The organism is Paenibacillus flagellatus, assembly GCF_003217775.1.
GTDB lineage: Bacteria > Bacillota > Bacilli > Paenibacillales > NBRC-103111 > Paenibacillus_AB > Paenibacillus_AB flagellatus.
On the sequence record NZ_QJVJ01000008.1, the window covers coordinates 131,042 to 152,126 of the forward strand.

Annotated in this window: 19 protein-coding genes and 5 tRNA genes; 21 read left to right on the forward strand and 3 right to left on the reverse strand. The window is 47.6% G+C overall.

Going from position 1 to position 21,085, the window contains the following annotated elements; all coding sequences use genetic code 11:
* From DLM86_RS18180 to DLM86_RS18240, 13 genes are all read left to right on the forward strand, one after another.
* Positions 1 to 1,020 (forward strand): nucleoside-diphosphate sugar epimerase/dehydratase, encoded by a 1,020-nt coding sequence (locus DLM86_RS18180; RefSeq protein WP_110841484.1) that lies wholly within the window; start codon positions 1 to 3, stop codon positions 1,018 to 1,020.
* Between the two features lies 1 nt (position 1,021).
* Complete coding sequence (locus tag DLM86_RS18185) at positions 1,022 to 1,876, forward strand: SDR family oxidoreductase (RefSeq protein WP_110841485.1); 855 nt, start codon at positions 1,022 to 1,024, stop codon at positions 1,874 to 1,876.
* An 18-nt stretch (positions 1,877 to 1,894) separates the two neighbouring features.
* A complete protein-coding gene (gene wecB, locus DLM86_RS18190; RefSeq protein WP_110841486.1) occupies positions 1,895 to 3,022 on the forward strand; it encodes a non-hydrolyzing UDP-N-acetylglucosamine 2-epimerase in 1,128 nt (375 codons plus the stop codon).
* 2 nt (positions 3,023 to 3,024) lie between these two features.
* A complete protein-coding gene (locus DLM86_RS18195) occupies positions 3,025 to 4,104 on the forward strand; it encodes a glycosyltransferase (protein ID WP_110841487.1) in 1,080 nt (359 codons plus the stop codon).
* 12 nt (positions 4,105 to 4,116) lie between these two features.
* Positions 4,117 to 5,247, forward strand: coding sequence for an EpsG family protein (locus DLM86_RS18200; protein ID WP_110841488.1), 1,131 nt, complete (start codon positions 4,117 to 4,119; stop codon positions 5,245 to 5,247).
* A 30-nt stretch (positions 5,248 to 5,277) separates the two neighbouring features.
* A complete protein-coding gene (locus tag DLM86_RS18205; RefSeq protein WP_110841489.1) occupies positions 5,278 to 6,531 on the forward strand; it encodes a glycosyltransferase in 1,254 nt (417 codons plus the stop codon).
* On the forward strand, positions 6,528 to 8,021 hold the full coding sequence (locus DLM86_RS18210; RefSeq protein ID WP_110841490.1) for a lipopolysaccharide biosynthesis protein: 1,494 nt from the start codon (positions 6,528 to 6,530) through the stop codon (positions 8,019 to 8,021). The genes DLM86_RS18205 and DLM86_RS18210 overlap by 4 nt, the downstream gene beginning before the upstream one ends.
* 20 nt (positions 8,022 to 8,041) lie before the next feature.
* Positions 8,042 to 8,917, forward strand: a complete 876-nt coding sequence (locus DLM86_RS18215; protein ID WP_110841491.1) for a class I SAM-dependent methyltransferase — start codon at positions 8,042 to 8,044, stop codon at positions 8,915 to 8,917.
* Positions 8,918 to 9,037: 120 nt separating this feature from the next.
* The gene (locus DLM86_RS18220) at positions 9,038 to 10,159 is read left to right on the forward strand and encodes a DUF4367 domain-containing protein (RefSeq protein ID WP_110841492.1); all 1,122 of its coding nucleotides are present in this window, start codon (positions 9,038 to 9,040) and stop codon (positions 10,157 to 10,159) included.
* Positions 10,160 to 10,352: 193 nt separating this feature from the next.
* On the forward strand, positions 10,353 to 11,516 hold the full coding sequence (gene alr, locus DLM86_RS18225; RefSeq protein ID WP_110841493.1) for an alanine racemase: 1,164 nt from the start codon (positions 10,353 to 10,355) through the stop codon (positions 11,514 to 11,516).
* A gap of 436 nt (positions 11,517 to 11,952) precedes the next feature.
* Entirely contained in the window at positions 11,953 to 12,234 is a 282-nt protein-coding gene (locus tag DLM86_RS18230) for a CopG family ribbon-helix-helix protein (protein ID WP_110841494.1), read from the forward strand.
* A gap of 3 nt (positions 12,235 to 12,237) precedes the next feature.
* Positions 12,238 to 12,588 carry a type II toxin-antitoxin system PemK/MazF family toxin gene (locus DLM86_RS18235; protein ID WP_110841495.1) on the forward strand — a complete coding sequence of 117 codons (351 nt, stop codon included), beginning with the start codon at positions 12,238 to 12,240 and terminating at the stop codon, positions 12,586 to 12,588.
* Positions 12,589 to 12,981: 393 nt separating this feature from the next.
* Positions 12,982 to 15,228, forward strand: a complete 2,247-nt coding sequence (locus DLM86_RS18240; protein WP_110841496.1) for a Tex family protein — start codon at positions 12,982 to 12,984, stop codon at positions 15,226 to 15,228.
* A 78-nt stretch (positions 15,229 to 15,306) separates the two neighbouring features.
* Here DLM86_RS18240 and cmpA read toward each other — a convergent pair whose 3' ends face one another.
* Positions 15,307 to 15,450, reverse strand: coding sequence for a cortex morphogenetic protein CmpA (gene cmpA / locus DLM86_RS18245; RefSeq protein WP_110841497.1), 144 nt, complete (start codon positions 15,448 to 15,450; stop codon positions 15,307 to 15,309).
* Positions 15,451 to 15,567: 117 nt separating this feature from the next.
* Positions 15,568 to 15,921: a hydrolase/acyltransferase gene (locus DLM86_RS18250; protein ID WP_110841498.1), complete on the reverse strand. Its 354-nt coding sequence runs from the start codon at positions 15,919 to 15,921 to the stop codon at positions 15,568 to 15,570.
* 146 nt (positions 15,922 to 16,067) lie between these two features.
* Between DLM86_RS18250 and DLM86_RS18255 the strand changes: the two genes are divergently transcribed.
* The 3 genes from DLM86_RS18255 (at position 16,068) to DLM86_RS18265 (ending at position 16,766) form a co-directional block, all read left to right on the forward strand.
* Entirely contained in the window at positions 16,068 to 16,541 is a 474-nt protein-coding gene (locus tag DLM86_RS18255) for a SprT family protein (RefSeq protein WP_110841499.1), read from the forward strand.
* Between the two features lie 16 nt (positions 16,542 to 16,557).
* Positions 16,558 to 16,630, forward strand: a tRNA-Asn gene (locus DLM86_RS18260).
* Positions 16,631 to 16,680: 50 nt separating this feature from the next.
* Positions 16,681 to 16,766, forward strand: a tRNA-Ser gene (locus tag DLM86_RS18265).
* A gap of 369 nt (positions 16,767 to 17,135) precedes the next feature.
* Here the strand turns inward: DLM86_RS18265 and corA are convergent.
* Entirely contained in the window at positions 17,136 to 18,065 is a 930-nt protein-coding gene (gene corA, locus DLM86_RS18270; RefSeq protein ID WP_110841500.1) for a magnesium/cobalt transporter CorA, read from the reverse strand.
* 465 nt (positions 18,066 to 18,530) lie between these two features.
* On the opposite strand from corA, the gene DLM86_RS18275 reads away from it, so the two are divergent.
* From DLM86_RS18275 to DLM86_RS18295, 5 genes are all read left to right on the forward strand, one after another.
* Positions 18,531 to 18,602 (forward strand) — tRNA-Glu (locus DLM86_RS18275).
* Positions 18,603 to 18,642: 40 nt separating this feature from the next.
* Positions 18,643 to 18,718: transfer RNA gene (locus tag DLM86_RS18280), tRNA-Lys, on the forward strand.
* Positions 18,719 to 18,734: 16 nt separating this feature from the next.
* A tRNA-Leu gene (locus DLM86_RS18285) sits at positions 18,735 to 18,816 on the forward strand.
* Positions 18,817 to 18,939: 123 nt separating this feature from the next.
* Positions 18,940 to 20,025: a lactonase family protein gene (locus tag DLM86_RS18290; RefSeq protein ID WP_110841727.1), complete on the forward strand. Its 1,086-nt coding sequence runs from the start codon at positions 18,940 to 18,942 to the stop codon at positions 20,023 to 20,025.
* A gap of 196 nt (positions 20,026 to 20,221) precedes the next feature.
* The gene (locus tag DLM86_RS18295) at positions 20,222 to 20,989 is read left to right on the forward strand and encodes a hydroxypyruvate isomerase family protein (protein ID WP_110841501.1); all 768 of its coding nucleotides are present in this window, start codon (positions 20,222 to 20,224) and stop codon (positions 20,987 to 20,989) included.
* The last annotated feature ends 96 nt before the right edge of the window (positions 20,990 to 21,085 follow it).

Here is a 21,085-nt window from a genome sequence, read left to right on the forward strand (position 1 = left end):
ATGTTTAATGATAAGACCATTTTAATCACTGGAGGTACAGGGTCATTCGGTAATGCAGTAATGAAGAGATTCCTGAATACAGACGTGAAAGAAATTCGAATATTCTCAAGGGATGAGAAGAAGCAGGATGATATGCGTAAGTTTTATAAAAACGATAAGCTTAAATTTTATTTAGGAGATGTTAGAGACCTTGCAAGTGTAAAAAATGCAATGCACTCAGTTGATTTTATTTTCCACGCAGCTGCTTTAAAACAAGTTCCCTCTTGTGAATTTTTCCCCCTTGAAGCCGTTAAAACGAATGTTTTAGGTACAGATAACGTACTCACAGCCGCTATCGAATATGGTGTTAAAAAAGTGATTTGTCTTTCAACCGATAAAGCAGCCTACCCAATTAATGCAATGGGGATTTCCAAAGCGATGATGGAGAAAGTTTTTGTAGCCAAAGCTAAAACAGTTTCCCCAGACAAAACTTTGATTTGTGGTACAAGATACGGAAACGTTATGGCTTCCCGTGGATCGGTTATTCCGTTGTTTGTGGAACAAATAAAAAATGAACAGCCTTTGACGGTAACTGATCCTAACATGACAAGATTTCTTATGAGTCTAGAGGAGGCGGTAGAACTTGTGATTTTTGCCTTTCAATTTGCAAAATCCGGAGATATTATGGTGCAAAAGGCGCCAGCTTCCACAGTAGGGGACCTTGCGCAGGCTGTGAAAGAAATTTTTAACGCTAAAAATGAAATTAAAATTATCGGCACACGCCACGGCGAAAAACTGTACGAAACATTGCTAACTAAGGAAGAACGAATTGTGGCGGAAGACATGAAAGGCTTTTATAGGATTCCAGTTGATAATCGGGACCTTAACTACGATAAATACTTTGTAGAAGGAAATCAAAATCTATCTCGTGAGCAGGAGTATAATTCACACAATACGGAGCGCTTGAATGTGGATCAAATCAAAAAAAAATTGCTTGAACTGGATTTTATACAAAACGAATTAGAACAGTGGGTGAGATAAGGTGAAGTATTTGATTCTAGGTGGAACCGGAATGGCCGGGCACATGATTTGTATTTTTCTTCAAGAACAAGGTCATGACGTTACCACTATATCTCGAAGGCCTTTTCCATATTGTAGGAATATAGTGGGGGATATTTTGAACACGGCTCTCATTGAGAAAGAGATAAAAGAAGGTGGATATAATGCTGTCATTAACTGCGCAGGATTACTCAATCATTTTGCTGAAGTTAATAAGTATCAAGCAGTGTTAATTAACAGTTATTTGCCACATTTTCTTAACCATATTACACTAGGGACAAAGACAAAGATTATCCAAATGAGTACTGACTGCGTGTTTTCCGGGAAAAATGGGAGTTATTCCGAGAGTTCCTCGAAAGATGGTGAAACCTTTTACGATCGTTCAAAAGCTTTAGGGGAATTAATAAATGATAAAGATTTAACCTTCAGGAATTCCATCATAGGTCCTGATATGAATCCAAACGGAATAGGTCTATTCAATTGGTTTATGAAACAAAAACGAATAGTCAATGGGTATACCAAAGCAATATGGACTGGGGTCACGACTCTCGTATTGGCCAAAGCAATGGAAAAGGCGGTTCAACAAAATTTGACGGGCTTATACCACTTAGTAAATAACAAAACTATTTCAAAATATGAATTGCTTGTATATTTCAATGAATATTTCAGAAATAATGAAATAGTAATAAATAGCGATGATAAAATTGCCATTGATAAATCATTAATTAATAACAGGGACGACTTTGATTTTCAAGTCCCCGATTATGAAGAAATGATTATTGAAATGGCAGAATGGGTACAAAACCATAAGAAGCTGTATCCTCATTATTTTCAATAAAGACAAAGGTGAATGATAATGCACAAATTAAAGGTTATGACTATTGTAGGGACAAGGCCAGAGATTATCAGACTTAGCGAGACCATCAAAAAAATGGATATGTATTTTGAACATACATTGGTCCATACTGGACAGAATTGGGATTATACGTTAAATCATATTTTCTTTGAACAATTGGGAATCCGTGAGCCTGATTATTATTTAGAAAGTGTAGGTCATCATTTAGGTGAAACGATAGGCAATATTATCAATAAATCATATGAACTGATCGAAAAGGTTAAACCAGCAGCGCTCCTTATATTAGGTGATACGAACTCCGCTCTTTCGGCAATTTCAGCTAAGAGGCTTAAAGTACCAATTTTTCATATGGAGGCAGGAAACAGATGTTTTGACGAAAATCTGCCAGAAGAAATAAATAGGAGAATTGTGGATCATATTTCCGACGTCAATTTGCCTTATACTGAACACGCCAGAAGATACTTAATAATGGAAGGCTGTAGGAAAGAGCATATCTATGTAACAGGATCCCCTATGGCCGAAGTTTTGCATAAACACAAATCCAACATCCATTCCAGCAATATACTGGAAATACTTGGTTTGAAACAGGATCAGTATATACTAGTTTCTGCACACCGGGAAGAAAATATTGATAATGAGAAAAATTTTATGACACTTATGAGTGCAATTAATGAAATCGCAGAAATGTACAAAATGCCTATCATTTACTCTACACACCCCAGAAGTAAAAAAATTATTGAAAAACGAGGATTCGAATTCCATCCGCTTGTTAGAATCTTAAAACCATTTGGCTTTTTTGAATATAACAAACTACAATTGAATGCATATTGCGTTTTGTCGGATAGCGGGACAGTTCCAGAAGAAGCTTCTATATTAGGCTTTCCGGCAGTTTCGTTAAGAACTTCAACAGAACGTCCTGAGGCACTGGACAAAGGAGCAATTATCCTTGGGGGGATAACAAAACGAGAAATATTACAAGCAGTAGAAATTTGTAGATCAATGTGGGAGAATAAGGAGCTTGTGATGCCAGTTACTGATTACCAAGATACTAATGTATCGGTAAAAGTAATTAAAATCATTCAAAGTTACACGAAAATTGTTAATAAAGTTATTTGGGGAACCTTCTAATAATGAATATTATGGTGTTCAATGTTCCGGCGGAGAGTGTTGGAGCTTTATCGATATTAAACCAATTTTATGATGAAGTACACGAACGGAGTAGCAAAACGGATTCCTGGTTCTTTGTCCTAGGGAAGCCCAAGTTGGAGGAAACTGCGAATATTAGAATCTTACGCTTTCCATGGATAAAGAGAAGTTGGTTCCATCGTTATTATTTTGATAATATAATAGCGCCGAAACTTATAAAAAAATATAAAATTGATAAGGTCATATCTTTCCAAAATATTACGATACCGCGAACGAAAGTAGAACAAATTTTATATGTCCATAATTGCTTGCCTTTTATTGACTATAAGTTTAATTTTAGAGAGAACAAAATTCTTTGGGTTTATCAAAATATAATCGGTAAAAAAATTTTGAAATCAGTAATAGAAGCAAACAAGGTGATTGTACAAACTGAGTGGATGAAAAATGCTTGTATTGAAAGAACGGGGATCGATGAGAACAAAATTGACGTAGTACTCCCCAAAATTAATATTGCTATCAAGCAAAAGTACGTTAAAAACAAAAAAACACTTAAAACCTTTTTTTACCCGGCAAGCGAGTTTATATATAAAAACCATCAATTAATTGTTGATGCTTGTCAGCTTATTATTGAACAGGGAATAAATGATTTCAAGGTTATTTTCACTTTGAAAGGTAACGAAAACAGTTACGTTTCCGGATTATATAAAAAAGTTACAGAAAAGCGACTTCCGGTGCAATTTGTCGGGGCTCTCTCCAGAGAGCACGTATTTGACATGTACGGTAAGTCGATTTTATTATTTCCTTCTTATATTGAAACTTTTGGTCTTCCATTGTTAGAGGCAAAATTCCATGAAACCATAATACTAGCGTCTGATTGTGTTTTCTCTCGTGAAGTAGTCGGTAGTTATAAAAATGCTTATTTTTTCGATCCATTTGATTCGGAAAGGCTTGCCGATGTGATGAAAAAAGTCTTACTAGGTAAAATTCAATATAAAACAATAGAACGAGAAGAGTTCGTTGAATTTCAGCAAGAACATCAATATTTAATCGATGCATTGATATAACGAGGAGATATTATGTATTTTATAACGTTTTTCTCAGGGATAGTTTTATCTGCTGTTAATGATAAAAAAAATATAGCTTTTAAAGTCTTCTCAATATTGATTGCGATTGTCGCATTTTTTAGATATGGTGTTGGTGTAGATTATTTCGCTTACGAATACTTATTTAATCGATTGAACCCTTCAGTTATTCAAGAGTTAGTAGCCGGATTAGACAATCAGGAATTACTTTTCAGATTGATAGGTTCGATCTTTAAAAGTATAGGGCTCCCTTTTCAAATATATTTAATTGTGATAGCATCGGTCAATATTTACTTCATATCTAAAATATGTAAAAAATATAGTAAAAATCCCATTTTTTCACTTTTTCTTTATTTTTGCTTCTATTATTTTGTATGGACATTCAGCGGTTTAAGACAAGGATTGACTCTAGCTATCGGAATTTATTACTTTTTGGAATGTAGTGAGAACAAAAAAACAATTAAATTTCTTGTTATTACTTTACTTTTGACTCTGATTCATGCATCTGCTGTTCTTTTATTTCCGTTATATTTTGTAACCAAAATAAATATAGGAAAAAGAAGATTATTTTACTTTTCAGTCTGTGTTATGATTTTTTCGTTTATGCCATTGGGAAATATATTAACAAACTTCAATTGGCTACCTTTTATCAGTAGAATCATTCCGTACATGGATTCTGGCGGCATAATCAACATTTTGGATTTTCAGGGCTTGGGAAGAATAGCTTTTTTGGCAATCGCATTAATATATTACGACGTGTATGCTAAGCAAAATGAAATGTGTAGAAGAATAATGAATATTTATGTTATAAGCTTGTTGATATATTTCATATTCAGCTTCTCTGAGATAACAGCTGCCAGACTTTCAATCTACGGCAAACTGTTGGACATAATTATATTGCCGAACATTTTTTATATCTATAGAGAAAAAATAAACAAAGTGATTTTCGCATTCTGCCTGATTATTCTTGCAAGTCTGTACTTTTTCAAGGAATTGGGTACACTGGATAAACAAACGAAAATTCAGTATGCAAATAAAACTTTTGTTCCTTACACCAACATTATCAATAAAGATAGCTATAAATTTGATAATATGTATTATGAGCTTTTAAAAAATAGAAGATAGCTCCAAACCATATTGGAGGAAAATAAAATTATGCAGAAGCAGCCGTTATTATCGATCATAATTCCAACAAGAAATAGAATACCTTATGCAATAAGTGCTATAAATACAATACTTTCTATAAAATCTGACACTCTCGAACTAGTTGTTCAAGACAATAGCGATTTTTGTGAATTGAAAGATTATGTAAGAGAAAATATCTTTGATGATCGTTTAGTTTATAATTATGAAAGCATACCGTTATCATTTGTAGATAATTTTAATCAGGCGATTTTACTAGCAACCGGTGAATATTTATGTTTAATAGGCGATGATGACGGTATAAATCCAGAAATTCTAGACGCTGTGTTGTGGGCGAAAAATAATGACATCAGTGCAATAAAGCCAGGGCTTCAAGCGCAATATTTATGGCCAGGTGCAAATATATCATCAATCGCTACGAAAGTAAGAGGCAGCACGTTGACATTGGCTCACTTCAGTGGAAAAATCCAAGAACACGATGCTAATGAAGAATTATTAAAATTGTTGAGGGAAGGCGGTCAAAAATATTATAAAAATAATCTTCCCAAACTATACCATGGTATAGTAAAAAGAGAGTGCATGGAAAGAATCCGTGAACTGACAGGGAAGTATGTTGGAGGCTTAACCCCTGACATTTATATCGTAGTAGCACTTGCCACTATTGTTGATAAAGTGATTGCCATAGACTACCCACTAACAATACCCGGCGCGTGTGTGGGCAGCGGATCTATTGATTCAGTCACTGGAAAGCATACGGGTAAGTTAGAAGAAGCACCGCATTTCCGAGGGCACGATCATTATACATGGGCCGAAGAAGTTCCACGTTTTTACAGTGTGGAAACAATTTGGGCAGATTCCGTGGTAGCAGCCTTAAATGATTTGAAACGGCCAGATATACTTCGATATTTTTATATAGAAAAACTGGCGGCATTTTGCTTGACAAAATATCCAGCGTTTTATTCGGAAATTCTTAATGGTATGTATCGCGCGTTGCGTTTAAAGGGCCTAAATCCAATGCTTGGAACACTGAACTTGATTCGAGCCGTCTTAAGTGGTCCAGTAGCGGATTTTTTCTCAAGAGTTATTAATAAGGTGCGCTTAAAATTGTTCGGGAAATCATCGGTTCGTTTTGAAGAAGTAAACGATATTGTTGAAGCAACCGACACTCTTATCGACCATTTAAAAGTAAACGGCCTATCATTTCGAAAAATAGTCGCTTATAACGAGCAACTAGAAGTTGGGAATAAAAAGGAAGGTAGGGGATGATGGAAAGAAAGTACGGTGTAATAATAGGTTATATAAGCATGTTCGTACAGAACGTTACAATTTTAATCTTAACGCCGCTGATGATCTATATGTGGGGAGTTGAAGATTACGGCGTATACAGATTGGTTATTACTATAACAGCATATTTTATGTTGTTGGATATGGGCGCGGGATATGCGATTATAAAGTATTTTTCGGAATATCGAGGAGCTAATTATAAGAACAAGACACAAAATTTAATTGCGATTATTATATTTTTTTATACCGCAATCTCTCTGGTAATCATAACTATCGCTTTAGTCGCACCTAATATTTTCCATGCGATATTTCCGACGTTTTCGGATAAAGAGATAGAGCTTGCAAAGTTGTTGTTTTTTGTAAGCATGATCAATGTGGTTATTAATTTGTTTTATAACTGTATCGGTTCATTGCTTAAGTCCTATGAAAAACATATTTTGCTAAATGGCATTAATTTACTGAAAAATATAATTCGGTTTACTTCAATATTTTATTTGGTAAAGATAGGGGGTACTGCTTATACAATTGTTATAGCCGATCTAATAATAAATCTCGTTTTTTGTGTTATTGCAGCATTTTATATTGTATTCATATTGAAAATTGTTCCTAAAATAAGAGGAATCACTTTGGGGTTTATTGGAAGCATCTTTTCATTTTCGGGATTCGTCTTTATTGAGATGGTTGCTTACCAATTGGTATGGTCAGTGGATTACATTATTTTAGGCATATTTACTTCCTCGACGATAATAGCAATTTATTCGATAGGAACGATGATTACCTCCTTTTTCGAATCACTTGCAATTGTAATTTATAACGTAGTTATGCCCAGAATTATGCAGATCGTAAGCGATAAAGAGCCAAATGAAGTGCTAACGTCCGAACTTATTAAAATAGGGCGCATAAATCTATACGTTTTATGTTTACCCGTTGTAGGGTTTGTTTTTTTAGGAAAACCCTTTTTTTCTTTATGGGCGGGAAGTGAATTTATTTCAGCCTATTACGTAGCCATAATCGTATTGATTCCCCAATTTTTTTTCAGAGTTCAATATGTGGTGTCGATTGTCTTGTGGGCAAAAGAAAGGCAAAAAGTAAAAGCACTTATTTCAATAGCCGTAGCTACTATTAATCTTCTTATTACTATAATATTGGTCCAAAGGCTTGAAATGATAGGAGCGGCAATTGGAACTGCCTTTGCCTTTTTATTCGGCTATACTATTGGGGAAGGACTATACATTCATAAAAAATTAGGCCTTAATTTAATTACCCTATATAAGGGGATTTACAAGGGTACATCGTTAGGTATGATATTGATTTGCAGTATATCATGGATTATTACTAGATTTGGTGACACGACCTGGCTATCTCTCATCTTACAAACAGCGATAATTTCTATTCTCTATATTGTAATCATGTGGTTCGTTGCGTTTACGAAAAAGGAAAAAAGGATGCTACTTTCTTTGATTGGCAAGTGAAGTATAAGGAGAGGTGCGACATGCTTGAAATTCTAAAAAAAACAGTTTCAACTGGCTTTTCCGCTCTAGGTTATGAGGTGCGAAAAAGGGAAAAGCCGGATATGGAGTTGTATTTTTCAATATTCAGCGAAGAAGACGTAAAAAAGAAACGTTTTTATAACATTGGCGCAGGCTCATTTGTGCACCGTGCTTGGACAAACATTGATTTTCAAAATGATTGGTATAAGGACAACCAAATCGGCATAAATTACGATCTACTTGAGCTTAAGCCGCTCCCGATAGAGGACCAAGTGGCGAACGTTGTCTATTCCAGTCATACAATCGAACATATTACCAATGAAGCAGCTCAAAATATGTTTAATGAAGCATATCGGATATTAAAAAAGAATGGAATTATCAGATTAACGACTCCGAATATTGATTTATGTTATAGGACGGTATTGAATAACGATAGAAACTTTTGGAGAAGAATGGAGGTGGATTATAGCACTCCTGAAATCATGGCGAAGGTTAATGTAAGCAAACCTATGAAAGATGTAACTTTAAAGCAAATATTTCTATTCAATTTCGCAAGCCAAACGTCGGAACTCCAGAATATAACCGGTACTTATAAAATTAGTGACAAAGAGTTTGACAAGATTTTTTCTGAAATGCCTTATGAACAGGCTTTAGACTATGCGATTGATAAATGCTCGCTTGACATTCATAAGCGATATCCCGGTGATCATATTAATTGGTGGAATAAGGACAAATTATTTAATATGTTAAAGATTGCAGGTTTTAAAGATATATATTTATCTGGTTATGGACAAAGTATGTCACCCGTTTTAAGGAATACCAGTTATTTTGATTATACATGTCCGTATCTTTCCATATATGTTGAAGCGAGGAGATGAGAGGTCAAATCGGAACCTAGTAAGAAGGCTCCTATTCAGTAAACCTTATCGTCATATTTGTCCACCCCCCCTCATACAAATGGTACAAGTAATCACTATTTCGTGTGAGGGGTTGATGGAATGCGTCGGGTCACATGGGTACTGGCCGTCGTGATGTGCGTTGTACTAATTGCAGCCGGATGTGGGACGAAGAATGCGGAGCAGGTTGTCAAAGATTTGGATCATGTGATCGGGAAGCTCGACAGCTATCAAGGTGCGGGGACGATGACGCTTCAGACGGGGCAGCAAGCGCAGCAGTATAATGTGGAGGTCTGGTATCAGAATCCGCATTATTATCGGATCGCGCTGACGAACGAAGCGAAGGATATTACGCAAATCGTGCTCCGCAACGATGAGGGCGTGTTCGTGCTGACGCCGCATTTGAATAAAATGTTCCGTTTCCAGAGCGATTGGCCGGAAAATTCCGGACAAGTGTATTTGTTCCAGTCGCTGGTGCAGAGCATTGTGATGGACAACGATCGTCAGTTTACGGAAGAAAAGGATGCCTACGTGTTCGATGTTGTGGCCAATTATCAGAACGGGCTGTTGTCCCGTCAGAAAATATGGTTGAACAAGAAGGATTACGCGCCGAAGCAAGTTCATGTAACGGACGATAACAATAATGTGCTGGTTGCGGTGAACTTTACGCAATTCGAATTTGGTAAGAAGTTCGAGAAAGATTCGTTCGACATGCAGCGGAACATGACGAGCTGGAATATTCAATCGATGCCGACGTCGGCGACGGCATCCGATGCCACCAAGCAAGGGGCAACTGCCGCCGGTGGAACGAAGCAGGACCCGACTGCAACAGGCGTTCAGAAGACCGGCACTACGGACAAGACCGCGGGGGCATCTGCACAAAGCTTCGGCATTTTGGAGCCGATTTACGTACCGCAGGGCGTGAAGAAACAAGATTTGAAAGAAGTGAAGCTTGGCGAAGACAAGGCGATTTTGTTCCGTTACTCCGGTACGTACAACTACACGTTGGTGGAATCGATGCCGCAGGCCAAGACGGTGACGTCGCTGCCGGGAGATATTCTCGACCTGGGCTACACGCTTGGCGTCGTAACCGGCGAAGAAAAAGGAATGCGGACGCTGCATTGGACGTATGACGGAGTGGAGTTCAAGCTGTCAACGTCGGATTTGCCGCAGACGGAAATGATCCGGATTGCACAATCGGTCGTTGGTCAGGTTGGTAAGTAATCGAAGTTTTCGCTTGAGGCATGAACCCAAGAGATCCTCCCGAGTGGAGGATTTCCTTTTTTTGTCCCCCCGTCAACTCCCGTATGAGCCGCTTTGTTCATTGACAGTGCCGGGGGATGGGATTACCATAGACTATATGTTTTTCAGGCGGGCTGTCAGGGCTTGGCCTAGCGACGAGAAGAAGGTGAACGGCTTGGAGACGTTTTATCGGCCGACGTGGGTGGAGGTTTCGATGGATGCGCTGCGGCACAACATCGGGGCGTTTCGGCAGGCGCTGCCGGCGGGCATGGGGTTGATGGCCGTCGTGAAGGCGGACGCCTACGGGCATGGCGCGGTAAAAGTGGCACGGGAAGCGATTGATTGCGGCGCGGCGTATATCGGGGTCGCGTTTTTGGATGAGGGGTTGGAGCTTCGGCGGGCGGGCGTACGTGCACCGATTCTGGTGCTGGGGTATACGCCGCCGGAAGGGCTTCCGATTGCGATAAAGGAAGACATTACACTGACGGTGTTTCAAGATGAATTGTGGGCGGCGCTCGAGCGGCAGACGGACCCCAGCAAGCTGAAGGTTCACGTCAAGATCGATACGGGGATGGGGCGGCTCGGGCTTCAGGCGAACGAGGAAGCGATCGCGTTCTTGGAGCGGGCGCTCCGTCACCCGCTGCTGGACGTGGAAGGGGTATATACGCATTTCGCTTGCGCGGACGAGGCGGATAAATCCTATACGCTCGAGCAGCATGAGAAGTTCGAGCGGGTGGTCGGCTCTTTTCGGGAGCGCGGGGTGAGCTTTCGCTATCTGCATACCGGGAACAGCGCGACCGGCATCGACTGCCCGAACTTGTCGTATAATATGGTCCGCCTCGGCATATCCATGTACGGAATGTATCCGTCCGAACAAGTGAACAAGGAGCGCGTCGAGCTCCGGCCGGTCATGAGCCTCAAGACGAAGATGGCGCACATCAAGACGCTGCCTCCGGGCGCGGGAATTAGCTACGGCGTCATTTATCGGACGAAAGGGGAGGAAACGATCGCGACGCTGCCGATCGGCTACGCGGACGGCTACAGCCGCATCTTGTCGGAGAAGGTGCACGCGCTCGTGAGAGGGAAGCGAGTGCCGATCGTCGGCCGGATTTGCATGGACCAGTGCATGGCGAACGTCAGCACCATCGACAATCCGACGAAAGAGGAGGAGGTCGTCCTCCTGGGAGCGCAAGGCTCGGAGGTCGTTACCGCAGAGGAGCTGGCGTCGCTGCTCGGGACGGTCAATTACGAAGTGACGTGCATGATTTCGCATCGCGTGCCGCGTATCTATATAAGGAACGGACAGCGTATCGACGTGGCGAATCCGCTGTTGCGCTAAGGTTTTTGCTGGAATTTTTATTTATCTATTCATTTGCCGAAGGGTTGTACCGATATACGGGATAAGACGGTTTTGAGGAGACTCGGTGCCAGACCGGCTACAGGCGCAACATTTTCCAGCGCCGTTTTCGCGAGACGGCGGAGGATTTCGAGGGTCGGCGGCGAATACGTATAAAGGGCAATTTTAGGCGGATCTTCCCCGAACGGGAAGGGACTTGGGCTTGACGGTAACGTTTGACGAATCGAGCGCTTCGCAAGACCGAACGTCTACGCTACGGTGATACGCAAGCAACCGGGTTGCCGCTGCGGACAAAACCTTTTGCGACGGATATACATACGTGATATATTCCGAGCATATACTTGGTCTTGTATAAAATGACTTCATGCACGACATAATGGTAGTATTGGTTTGGGAATGTTTTGGGGGTGCGAGATCGGTGGCCAATGTGCATAACACGAAAAGGATCATGATCAGTCTGCCGGATTACTTGCTGCAGGAAGTGGACGGCATCGTGGAGAAGGAAAACTCCAATCGCAGCGAATTCATTCGTCAGGCCATGAAGCTGTACCTCATGGAACGCAAGAAGCGTCATTTGCGGGAATCGATGCAGCGCGGGTATATGGAAATGGCGAAAATCAACCTGCATATGGCGGCGGAAGCTTTTCAAGCGGAGGAAGACGCGGACGGTACCCTCGATCGCTTAGTTAGCGGGGTGTAGAGCTTGATTGTGAAACGTGGCGATGTTTTTTTCGCGGACCTGTCACCGGTAGTGGGGTCCGAACAGGGCGGCGTACGGCCTGTGCTCATCATTCAGAATGACATCGGGAACCGATTCAGCCCAACCGTCATCGTTGCGGCGATCACCGCGCAAATTCAAAAAGCGAAGCTGCCGACACACGTGGAAATCGACGCGGAAACGCACGGGTTCGACCGGGATTCGGTTATTTTGCTGGAGCAAATTCGGACGATCGATAAGCAGCGGCTTACCGATAAAATTACGCATTTGGACGACGAGTCCATGCGGAAGGTCGATGAAGCGCTTCAGATCAGTGTGGGCCTGATCGAGTTTTAATCGAACATTACGGAGAACGGACGAGGGAGAGCCCTCGTTTTTTTCTGTTTATTGGGAGATCGCGAGGGCGGGCGAATGTCGTACCGTCCGAACGGAATATGGTATAATAAACCCCGATAAGGGACCGTTCCGCTCGGAATGGAAGGGAAGAAACGTTTGCGGAAGCCGAACATGCCGTGTAGACGAGCGCGGCGCGAAACGAGTGCAAGCACCGGGTAGATGCGTGTGACGTGAGCACTAGCACCGAGCAGACGAGCGCATACGCGATACGATCGCAAGATTCAAGCAGGTAACAAGCGCAGACGAGCGACCTCGAAACCAACGTAGAGAACGGGATTGGACAAGCGCTTTTTACAAGGGCGCATACAAGTTTAAGGGGGAACCGAACCAAGTATGGCAAACGAGCGCGAAACGAAGGCAACGGCCGTCCGGGAGACGGAAGGCGCGGCAACCGAGCTTACCGCCGAGCAAAAGGCGCAGCAGCAGGAACGGATTTTAAAGCAAATCGCGAAGGAACTGCAGCTCCCGCATTCGAAGGTGAAAGCGTCGGTCGGGCTGCTGGACGAAGGCAACACGATCCCGTTCATCGCCCGGTACCGGAAGGAAATGACCGGCGAGCTCGACGAGACGCAGCTGCGCGATATCGAGGAGCGGCTGCAATATTTGCGCAACCTGGAATCCCGCAAGCTGGAGGTCATCCGGCTCATCGACGAGCAGGGCAAGCTGACCGCGGAGCTGCGCGCTTCGATCGAGCAGGCGGTCAAGCTCCAGGAAGTCGAAGATTTGTACCGTCCCTACCGCCAGAAGCGCAAGACACGCGCCAGCGTCGCGAAGGAGCGGGGGCTCGAGCCGCTCGCCGTATGGATCATGGCGCAGCCGCGGCAGGGCTCGTTGGAGCAGGAGGCGTCGCAGTATATCGACGCGGACAAACAGGTTCACACGGCCGAAGAAGCGATTCAGGGCGCCATGGATATTATCGCCGAGAACATAGCGGACGACGCGAAAATCCGGGCATGGGTGCGCAAATATACGCACGACAACGGCATCGTGGCGACCGAGGCGAAGGATCCGCAGCAGGAATCGGTCTACGAGATGTACTACGCGTATCAGGAGCCGGTTCGCAAGCTGCCGCCCCATCGGACGCTGGCCATCAATCGCGGGGAGCGCGAAGAGGTGTTGAAGGTCCGGCTGGAGGTGGCGCCGGAACGCATCCACGATTACATCGCGAAGCAGATCGTGAAGGGCGACTCCGTCGTCAAAAGCACACTGCAGCTGGTCATCGAGGACGCCTACAAGCGTCTGATCGCGCCGTCCATCGAGCGCGAGGTGCGCGGAGAGCTGACGGAAAAGGCGGAGGAGCACGCCATCAACATTTTCGCCGAAAATTTGCGGAACTTGCTGCTGCAGGCGCCGGTCAAAGGTAAGGTTGTGCTCGGCGTCGATCCGGCCTACCGGACGGGCTGCAAGCTCGCGGTCGTGGACGAAACCGGCAAAACGCTGCACATCGACGTCGTCTATCCGACGCCGCCGAACAATAAAGTCGCCGAGGCGGAGGCCAAGGTCAAGGCGGCTATCGAGAAATACGGCGTACAGCTGATCGTCATCGGCAACGGGACCGCATCGCGCGAGACGGAGCAATTCATCGCGGAGCTGATCGGCAAGATGAAGGGACGCGGGCTGCAATATTTGATCGTCAACGAAGCGGGAGCGAGCGTGTACTCGGCTTCGAAGCTGGCGCAGGAGGAGTTCCCGCAGCTGGACGTGGCGGAGCGGAGCGCCATCTCGATCGCGCGCCGTCTGCAGGATCCTTTGGCGGAGCTGGTCAAAATCGAGCCGAAGGCGATCGGGGTCGGACAGTACCAGCACGACGTGGCGCAGAAGCATCTCGACGAAAGCTTGAAGGCTGTCGTGGAGTCGGCGGTCAACCACGTCGGCGTCGACCTGAATACGGCGTCCCCCTCGCTGCTCTCGTACGTGTCCGGCATTAACGCGACGATCGCCAAAAACATCGTCAAGTTCCGCGAAGAGCACGGCAAGTTTCAAAACCGGATGCAGCTTCAAAAAGTGCCGCGCCTCGGAGCGAAAACGTTCGAGCAGTGCGTCGGCTTCCTGCGCATTAGCGAAGGGGGCAATCCGCTCGACAATACGCCGATCCATCCGGAGTCGTACGAGGTCGTCGACCGTTTGTTCCGCGAGCTGCGGCTCGAGCTCAGCCAGCTTGGCTCGAAGGAGCTGAAGGACAAGCTGCAGCACGCGGATGCGGAGACGCTGGCGACGAAACTGAACGTCGGCGTGCCGACGCTGCGCGACATTTTGGACAGCCTGCAGAAGCCGGGACGCGATCCGCGCGAGGAGCTGCCGCCGCCGATTTTCCGGACGGACGTGCTGCAGATCGAAGACTTGACGCCGGGGATGCAGCTGCAAGGGACGGTTCGCAACGTCATCGACTTCGGCGCGTTCGTCGATATCGGGATCAAAAACGACGGGCTCGTCCACATTTCGCAAATGAGCGATACGTTTGTCAAGCATCCGATGGACGTCGTTTCGGTCGGGGATACGGTTACGGTGTGGGTGCTGAACGTCGACGTGAAAAAAGGGCGCGTCGGCTTGACGATGCGGAATCCGAACGGCGGCAAGTGATCGGGGTCGTCGGGGGGGTTACTTTCCGACGCGGCAAAAAAACGCCCTGGGGACGTTTTAAGCGACGTCTCCGGGGCGTTATTGCCGGGATATAGGAACGGACTCCTTCGAGTCGATTATTTTGGTCCGGTAAAAAAACCAGCAGTCGTTCAGCAGACGAATTTGCCGTTTGTCCTTCTTGCGAAACGCTTTCTCCAGCTGATGGCAAAGCCACTGCGGCATACCTTCCATCCCCTTTCCCTTCGGCGTGTCGTGTTGCCATGTGCACTTACCTATAGGATATGGGGGAAAGGCGGAAGCGGTGCAGGTCCTTTTTCGAATCCGATGCCGCGATTCGATTCAGGCGTCGGCCTCTTCCTCGTACCATTGCTCGAGCTGGGCTTGCAAAGCGCGAATCTCGGTGAGCAGCGAAATAAGCGGGTACGATTTTTCGTCGAGGCTGGCAAAGGCGCGCTCGAGCTGGTTCATATACTCGAGCCCGTGAAGAACGGGGGCGGCATTGTCGACGACTTCCAGCGCGTCGCACTCGGCAATGACGTGAGGCAGGCTCGGAACGCCGGATGCGGTCAGCTTGTCCAGTTCTTTGTGCAGGCGGCGGTTCAGGGCGGTCAGTTGGTAAACGTGGTCGGCCGGCATTTCGACGAACTCCAGGACGTCGCCGAGCTTCAGGACGGCATATCTCATTTTCGGCATGGGGACGATCTTATCTCCTCTCCGGATGGCGCAGCGTTACGGGCGCGGACTGGCCCGTCATTCTACTTGACAGTGTAGCGTATGATCGAGTACAAATTCAAGTAAGGATTGAGGCGGCATACAAGTCTGGCCGAAAGGAGTGCGGGATGGACGACGCATTGCTGCAGCAGTGGGTGGAACGGATTTCGCTTCAAGATTTCAAACGTCCGTTTTTGCATCGGGCGACGTTCAATCGGCGGCTGCGTTCGACCGGGGGACGGTATTTCATGAAATCGCACGATATCGATATCAGCTGGCACCATTATGAAGCGTTCGGGGCCGAGGAAGTCGAGAAAATCATCAAGCACGAGCTGTGCCATTACCATCTCCATTTGCAGCGGAAAGGGTACAGGCATCAGGACGCCGATTTCAAAAAGCTGCTTGCGGAAGTGGGGGGCTCGCGGTATTGCCAGTCGCTCGGTCCGAGAAAACGGGCGCAAGCCTACAAATACAAGCTGGAATGCGTTTCGTGCGGCACCTCGTATATGCGCAAGCGCCGCATGGATCCGCGCAAGTACGCATGCGGGAAATGCAGGGGGAGATTGAAATTGATCCCGCTTGACTTGCCGGCGGAAAAATGATAATTTTATGGTACGTTCCCTGATAGCTCAGTCGGTAGAGCACTCGGCTGTTAACCGAGTTGTCACAGGTTCGAGTCCTGTTCGGGGAGCTTTTCTTATTCCCTTTATGATACGATTCCCGCGGAAGCGGGTCGAATATGGAGAGGTACCCAAGAGGCCGAAGGGGGCGCTTTGCTAAAGCGTTAGGGTGTAACAGCCGCGAGGGTTCGAATCCCTCTCTCTCCGTAGAAGCAAAGGTCGCCGGATGGCGGCTTTTTTCTTTTCGGGGCAGGGGAGCCGGACATGAGGGGCGGTGGCGGTGGGGCGAGGCCAGCTGCTTCGCCGTTTCTTGAGGCTCGAAGGGTGCAGTGCCGCACTCTCATAGAGAATGCAAAAAAGCCGCTGAGGAGCGGCTTTTGGCGTTTCCATGAACGGCGAGCCCGTGATGAGGGGCGCCGAGGCAGCGCGTCATGAGTGCCGTTGCGCTTCGGACGAGGGTGCGTGTCGAATCTCTATTCCCGTTACAAGCTACAATCGGCAAAAGCCGTTTTCCGAGGTCATGGAGCGTCTCCTGTTAAAGCACGTCGAAAGAAGCTAAGCGGCTCGGAAAACGGGTCACATCCACTTTTTCCTCTTGTAAAAGATCCACAGGGCGACGGAAACGGCGATCATGACGATCCATACCGCCACATAGCCATAGTCCCAATCGAGCTCGGGCATCCGCTTGAAGTTCATGCCGTATATGCCCACAATGAACGTAAGCGGCATGAAAAAGGTGCTGGCGATCGTGAGCGTCTTCATGATTTCGTTCATCCGGTCGGACTTCATGTTCATCTGCAGCTCGAGCAATCCGTTAAGCGAATCGCGGTAAATGTCCAAGGAATCGACGATGCGCGACAGGTGGTCGTAAATATCGACGAAGTACACGTCGGCTTCCGGGCGCGTATACGGGAAGCTTTGGTGGCTGATCGCCCCGAGGATCGTCCGCTCCTCGACGAAATTGCGGCGGAGCATGTGGATCGTCCGTTTCATCTTGAATATGTTTTGGGCGATCCGGACGTGCGGGTTGCGGTAAATGGCGTGCTCCATCTTCTCGATCCGGTCGTCGTACCGGTTGATCGGATCCACATATTCGTCGACGGTTCGGTCCAAAATATGATAAAGCACTTGCCCGGCGTGTTCCATTTTGCCTTCCACCTGCTCGAACTCGGCATAGAGCTCATCGAAGAACCGGATCTCGTGGCGATAAATGGTGATGACGAAATTTTCTCCGATAACGGTAGCGATCTCGGAGACGGACAAATCCTCGTTCAACGCGTAGAACGAAATGAAAATGCGGTCCTGATACCGGTCCATCTTCGGCCGCTGGTTCATCTTGATACAATCTTCGACGAGCAGCGGGTGACAGCGGAACATATCGTGAAGCACATGCTCCAGCTCTTCCGGCTGGGGAGAGCGCAGCCGAATCCAAGCCACTTCGTCCGGTCCCGGGACGCGGACGGCTTCTTTCGTAACGGAACGCGTCGTTTTATTGTATACCAGCATCCGGTTCAATCCCCTCATCCATGAATGAAAAAAGCATATCATAAACGTCCCGGATTGCGAAACGCGCGGCGGACGGGCTTTGGCGAAGCGGAAAAGGGGAAATACCCGGCGAAAATGGGAGAGTAGGGCGTTACGGTCGAAGATTCGGAAGCCTGACGTGGAAAAAGTAACGGCCGCTTGAGGGCCGGAGGCGGCTGCGGATTCGCATCGGCTGCGGAGTCGGAGCGCCGGATGCGGCGCTTCACCTTTCAGGGCAGCGCTTCGGCGACGAAAAGGGTGCAGTCACCCGACGTGAAAATAGCGACGGAATCGCAAGCCGGCTCCGGAAGTTCAAGTCGCGATGCGGACGCAAATTCGGTGCCGCAAACAGCTGAAAAAATATGCAGAAAAAAAGCTTGTCATCGCCCATAATATCGAGTATAATAACTCTTGTCGCTTCGAAGGGCGACGATACAAAGAAGATGTGGCCCGTTGGTCAAGGGGTTAAGACACCTCCCTTTCACGGAGGTAACAGGGGTTCGAATCCCCTACGGGTCATATTACCCTCATTGGGACAGTCGAGGGATGAAAGTCGTTCGAGCCATTAGCTCAGTTGGTAGAGCACCTGACTTTTAATCAGGGTGTCGTAGGTTCGAGTCCTACATGGCTCACCATTGTTCGTTCAAGCTTGCGGTCGTGGTGGAATGGCAGACACGCTATCTTGAGGGGGTAGTGTCCCTAGGACGTGAGAGTTCGAGTCTCTCCGACCGCATATCGGAAAGGGTTCTTGACGAAGTCAAGGGCTCTTTTCTTTTTTGTGCCGATCCGTTTGCTTTTTTTCCGGACAAGGGTGTACTCTAGGAGGGAGAAAACAAGTAGCGGAGGTAAGGATATGATGACGAGCAACGAACGGAAGCGGCTTGTATTTATCGGATCGTACGCGGAAGCTTCGAATGACGGGGTCTATGTCTACCGGATGGATGAAGCGACGGGAGCGCTGTCGCCGCTTGATCGGGTGGGAGGCTTGCAAAACCCGACCTTCTTGAGTTTGGACGTCGAACGAAAACGGTTGTACGCGATTGCGGAGCGGCTGGAGGACGGACAGCGCATGGGAGCGGCGGTGACCTTCGAAATCGAGCCGGCTTCCGGGAAGCTCCGGGAGCTGAGACGAGTCGGTACGACCGATACGACGACGTGCCACATTCAACGCGATGCGACCGACCGGTGGGTCGTGACGGCGAGCTATGGCGGGGGCAAGGTCGGCCTGTCGGCCGTCGGCGAGGACGGCACGATCGGCGAGCTGCTCGATATGAAGCAGCACGAAGGGCACAGCGTGAACCCGGAGCGGCAAGACCGGCCGCATCCGCATTCGGCGTTTTTCAGCCCGGATAACCGGTTCGTCTTCGTACCCGATCTCGGTATGGACCGGATTCGCGCCTATCGCATCGACGAGGAGCGGGGGCAGCTTGTCCATCATGGCGATACCCCGGTGCAGCCCGGGGCGGGGCCGCGGCATCTTGCCTTTCACACGAGCGGGACATTCGTCTATGTCATCAATGAACTCGATTCTACCGTCACGTCGTTCCGATACGATGCCGCGGCGGGCGAACTGCATACGCTGGAGGTCGTCTCGACGCTGCCGGAAGGCTTTGACGGCGACAATGCGTGCGCGGAAATCCAGGTGTCGCCGGACGGACGGTTCGTATACGGCTCCAACCGCGGCCACGATTCGATCGTCGTCTACGCCGTCAATCCGGATACGGGCAAGCTGACACGGGTCGAGCACGTGTCGACGCGCGGCGGGCATCCGCGGCATTTCTCGCTGTCGCCGGAAGGGGACGTCTTGATCGCGGCCAACCGCGATTCGAACAACCTCGTCGTATTCCGCGTCGACCCGGCAACCGGGAAGCTGTCGTATACCGGGCATACGGCGGAGGTTTCGAAGCCGGTTTGCGTGAAGATCGCTTATTTCCCGGTATAAATCATGAAGCGGCGAACCTCGCTTGGGGGGGCCGCTTTTTGCTGTTGCACGGGAAGGCGCACCGAGACAGGCGCGCAGACTCGGAAAGCGGAGAAAGAGGGGCGGCTGCTCCGGGCCCGAAAAGCAAACCGAAGACGGGGCTTGATCCTCCGAATATCTCAAGGTATGATCGGGCTAAGAGAGGAGGCCGGCCACCGTGAAATTATCGATTTGTATCGGAGCGTATCCGGGACGGGACGCGGCGTACCATTTGGAAAAGGTGAAGGAGCACGGCTTGCAGGGGCTGGAATATTACAAATGGTGGGACCTCGATCTGAACGCCGTCGCCCGCGAGCAGGAGCGGCTCGGCGTCGGCATCAGCGCCGTCTGTACGAAAAGCTTCAACCTCGTCGATCCGGCGCTTCGAGAGGCGTTCGTCGACGGGCTGAAGGAGACGATCGAAGCTTGCCGCCGGCTGGGCGCGCGATCGATCATCACCCAGACGGGCAACGAGCTGGCGGCCGTATCCCGGGAGACGCAGAAGGAGACGATGACGGAGACGCTGAAGCGATGCGCTCCGTTGCTCGAGCAAGCCGGCGTGACGTTGGAGATCGAGCCGTTGAACGGATTGGTCAACCATCCGGGCCATTTCCTTCAACGATCGGACGAAGCCGTCGAGGTGATCGACCGTGTCGGCAGCCCGTGCGTGAAGCTCGTATTCGACGTTTACCATCAACAGGTGACGGAAGGGAACGTCATTCGCAATGCGACGGGTTATGTCGACCGGATTTCCCACTACCACATCGCCGACAATCCGGGGCGGAAGCAGCCGGGAACCGGGGAGCTGAACTATGTCAACATTTTGCGGGCGATCCGGGAGACGGGCTTCGACGGCTTCATCGGCTTGGAGTGCGGGTATACGGTGGATACGGACGAAGCGTTGGATACGTTCAAACGGACGATTTGGGAGCAGGTACGAGGCTAGTCATCCGTCGAAACTAGGGAGCGGAAATTTGGTGGGTAACGCAGCGGACTCGGGCTAACCGCATGCGAGGACCGCGGAACGGATGCAAGCTTCGCC

Coding starts and splice junctions, on each gene's coding strand:
- DLM86_RS18180 (WP_110841484.1), top strand. CDS start 1: ATGTTTAATGATAAGACCATTTTAATCACTGGAGGTACAGGGTCATTC.
- wecB (WP_110841486.1), top strand. CDS start 1,895: ATGCACAAATTAAAGGTTATGACTATTGTAGGGACAAGGCCAGAGATT.
- DLM86_RS18195 (WP_110841487.1), top strand. CDS start 3,025: ATGAATATTATGGTGTTCAATGTTCCGGCGGAGAGTGTTGGAGCTTTA.
- DLM86_RS18200 (WP_110841488.1), top strand. CDS start 4,117: ATGTATTTTATAACGTTTTTCTCAGGGATAGTTTTATCTGCTGTTAAT.
- DLM86_RS18205 (WP_110841489.1), top strand. CDS start 5,278: ATGCAGAAGCAGCCGTTATTATCGATCATAATTCCAACAAGAAATAGA.
- DLM86_RS18210 (WP_110841490.1), top strand. CDS start 6,528: ATGATGGAAAGAAAGTACGGTGTAATAATAGGTTATATAAGCATGTTC.
- DLM86_RS18215 (WP_110841491.1), top strand. CDS start 8,042: ATGCTTGAAATTCTAAAAAAAACAGTTTCAACTGGCTTTTCCGCTCTA.
- DLM86_RS18220 (WP_110841492.1), top strand. CDS start 9,038: ATGCGTCGGGTCACATGGGTACTGGCCGTCGTGATGTGCGTTGTACTA.
- DLM86_RS18240 (WP_110841496.1), top strand. CDS start 12,982: ATGGCAAACGAGCGCGAAACGAAGGCAACGGCCGTCCGGGAGACGGAA.
- cmpA (WP_110841497.1), bottom strand. CDS start 15,450: ATGCCGCAGTGGCTTTGCCATCAGCTGGAGAAAGCGTTTCGCAAGAAG.
- DLM86_RS18250 (WP_110841498.1), bottom strand. CDS start 15,921: ATGCCGAAAATGAGATATGCCGTCCTGAAGCTCGGCGACGTCCTGGAG.
- DLM86_RS18255 (WP_110841499.1), top strand. CDS start 16,068: ATGGACGACGCATTGCTGCAGCAGTGGGTGGAACGGATTTCGCTTCAA.
- corA (WP_110841500.1), bottom strand. CDS start 18,065: ATGCTGGTATACAATAAAACGACGCGTTCCGTTACGAAAGAAGCCGTC.
- DLM86_RS18290 (WP_110841727.1), top strand. CDS start 18,940: ATGACGAGCAACGAACGGAAGCGGCTTGTATTTATCGGATCGTACGCG.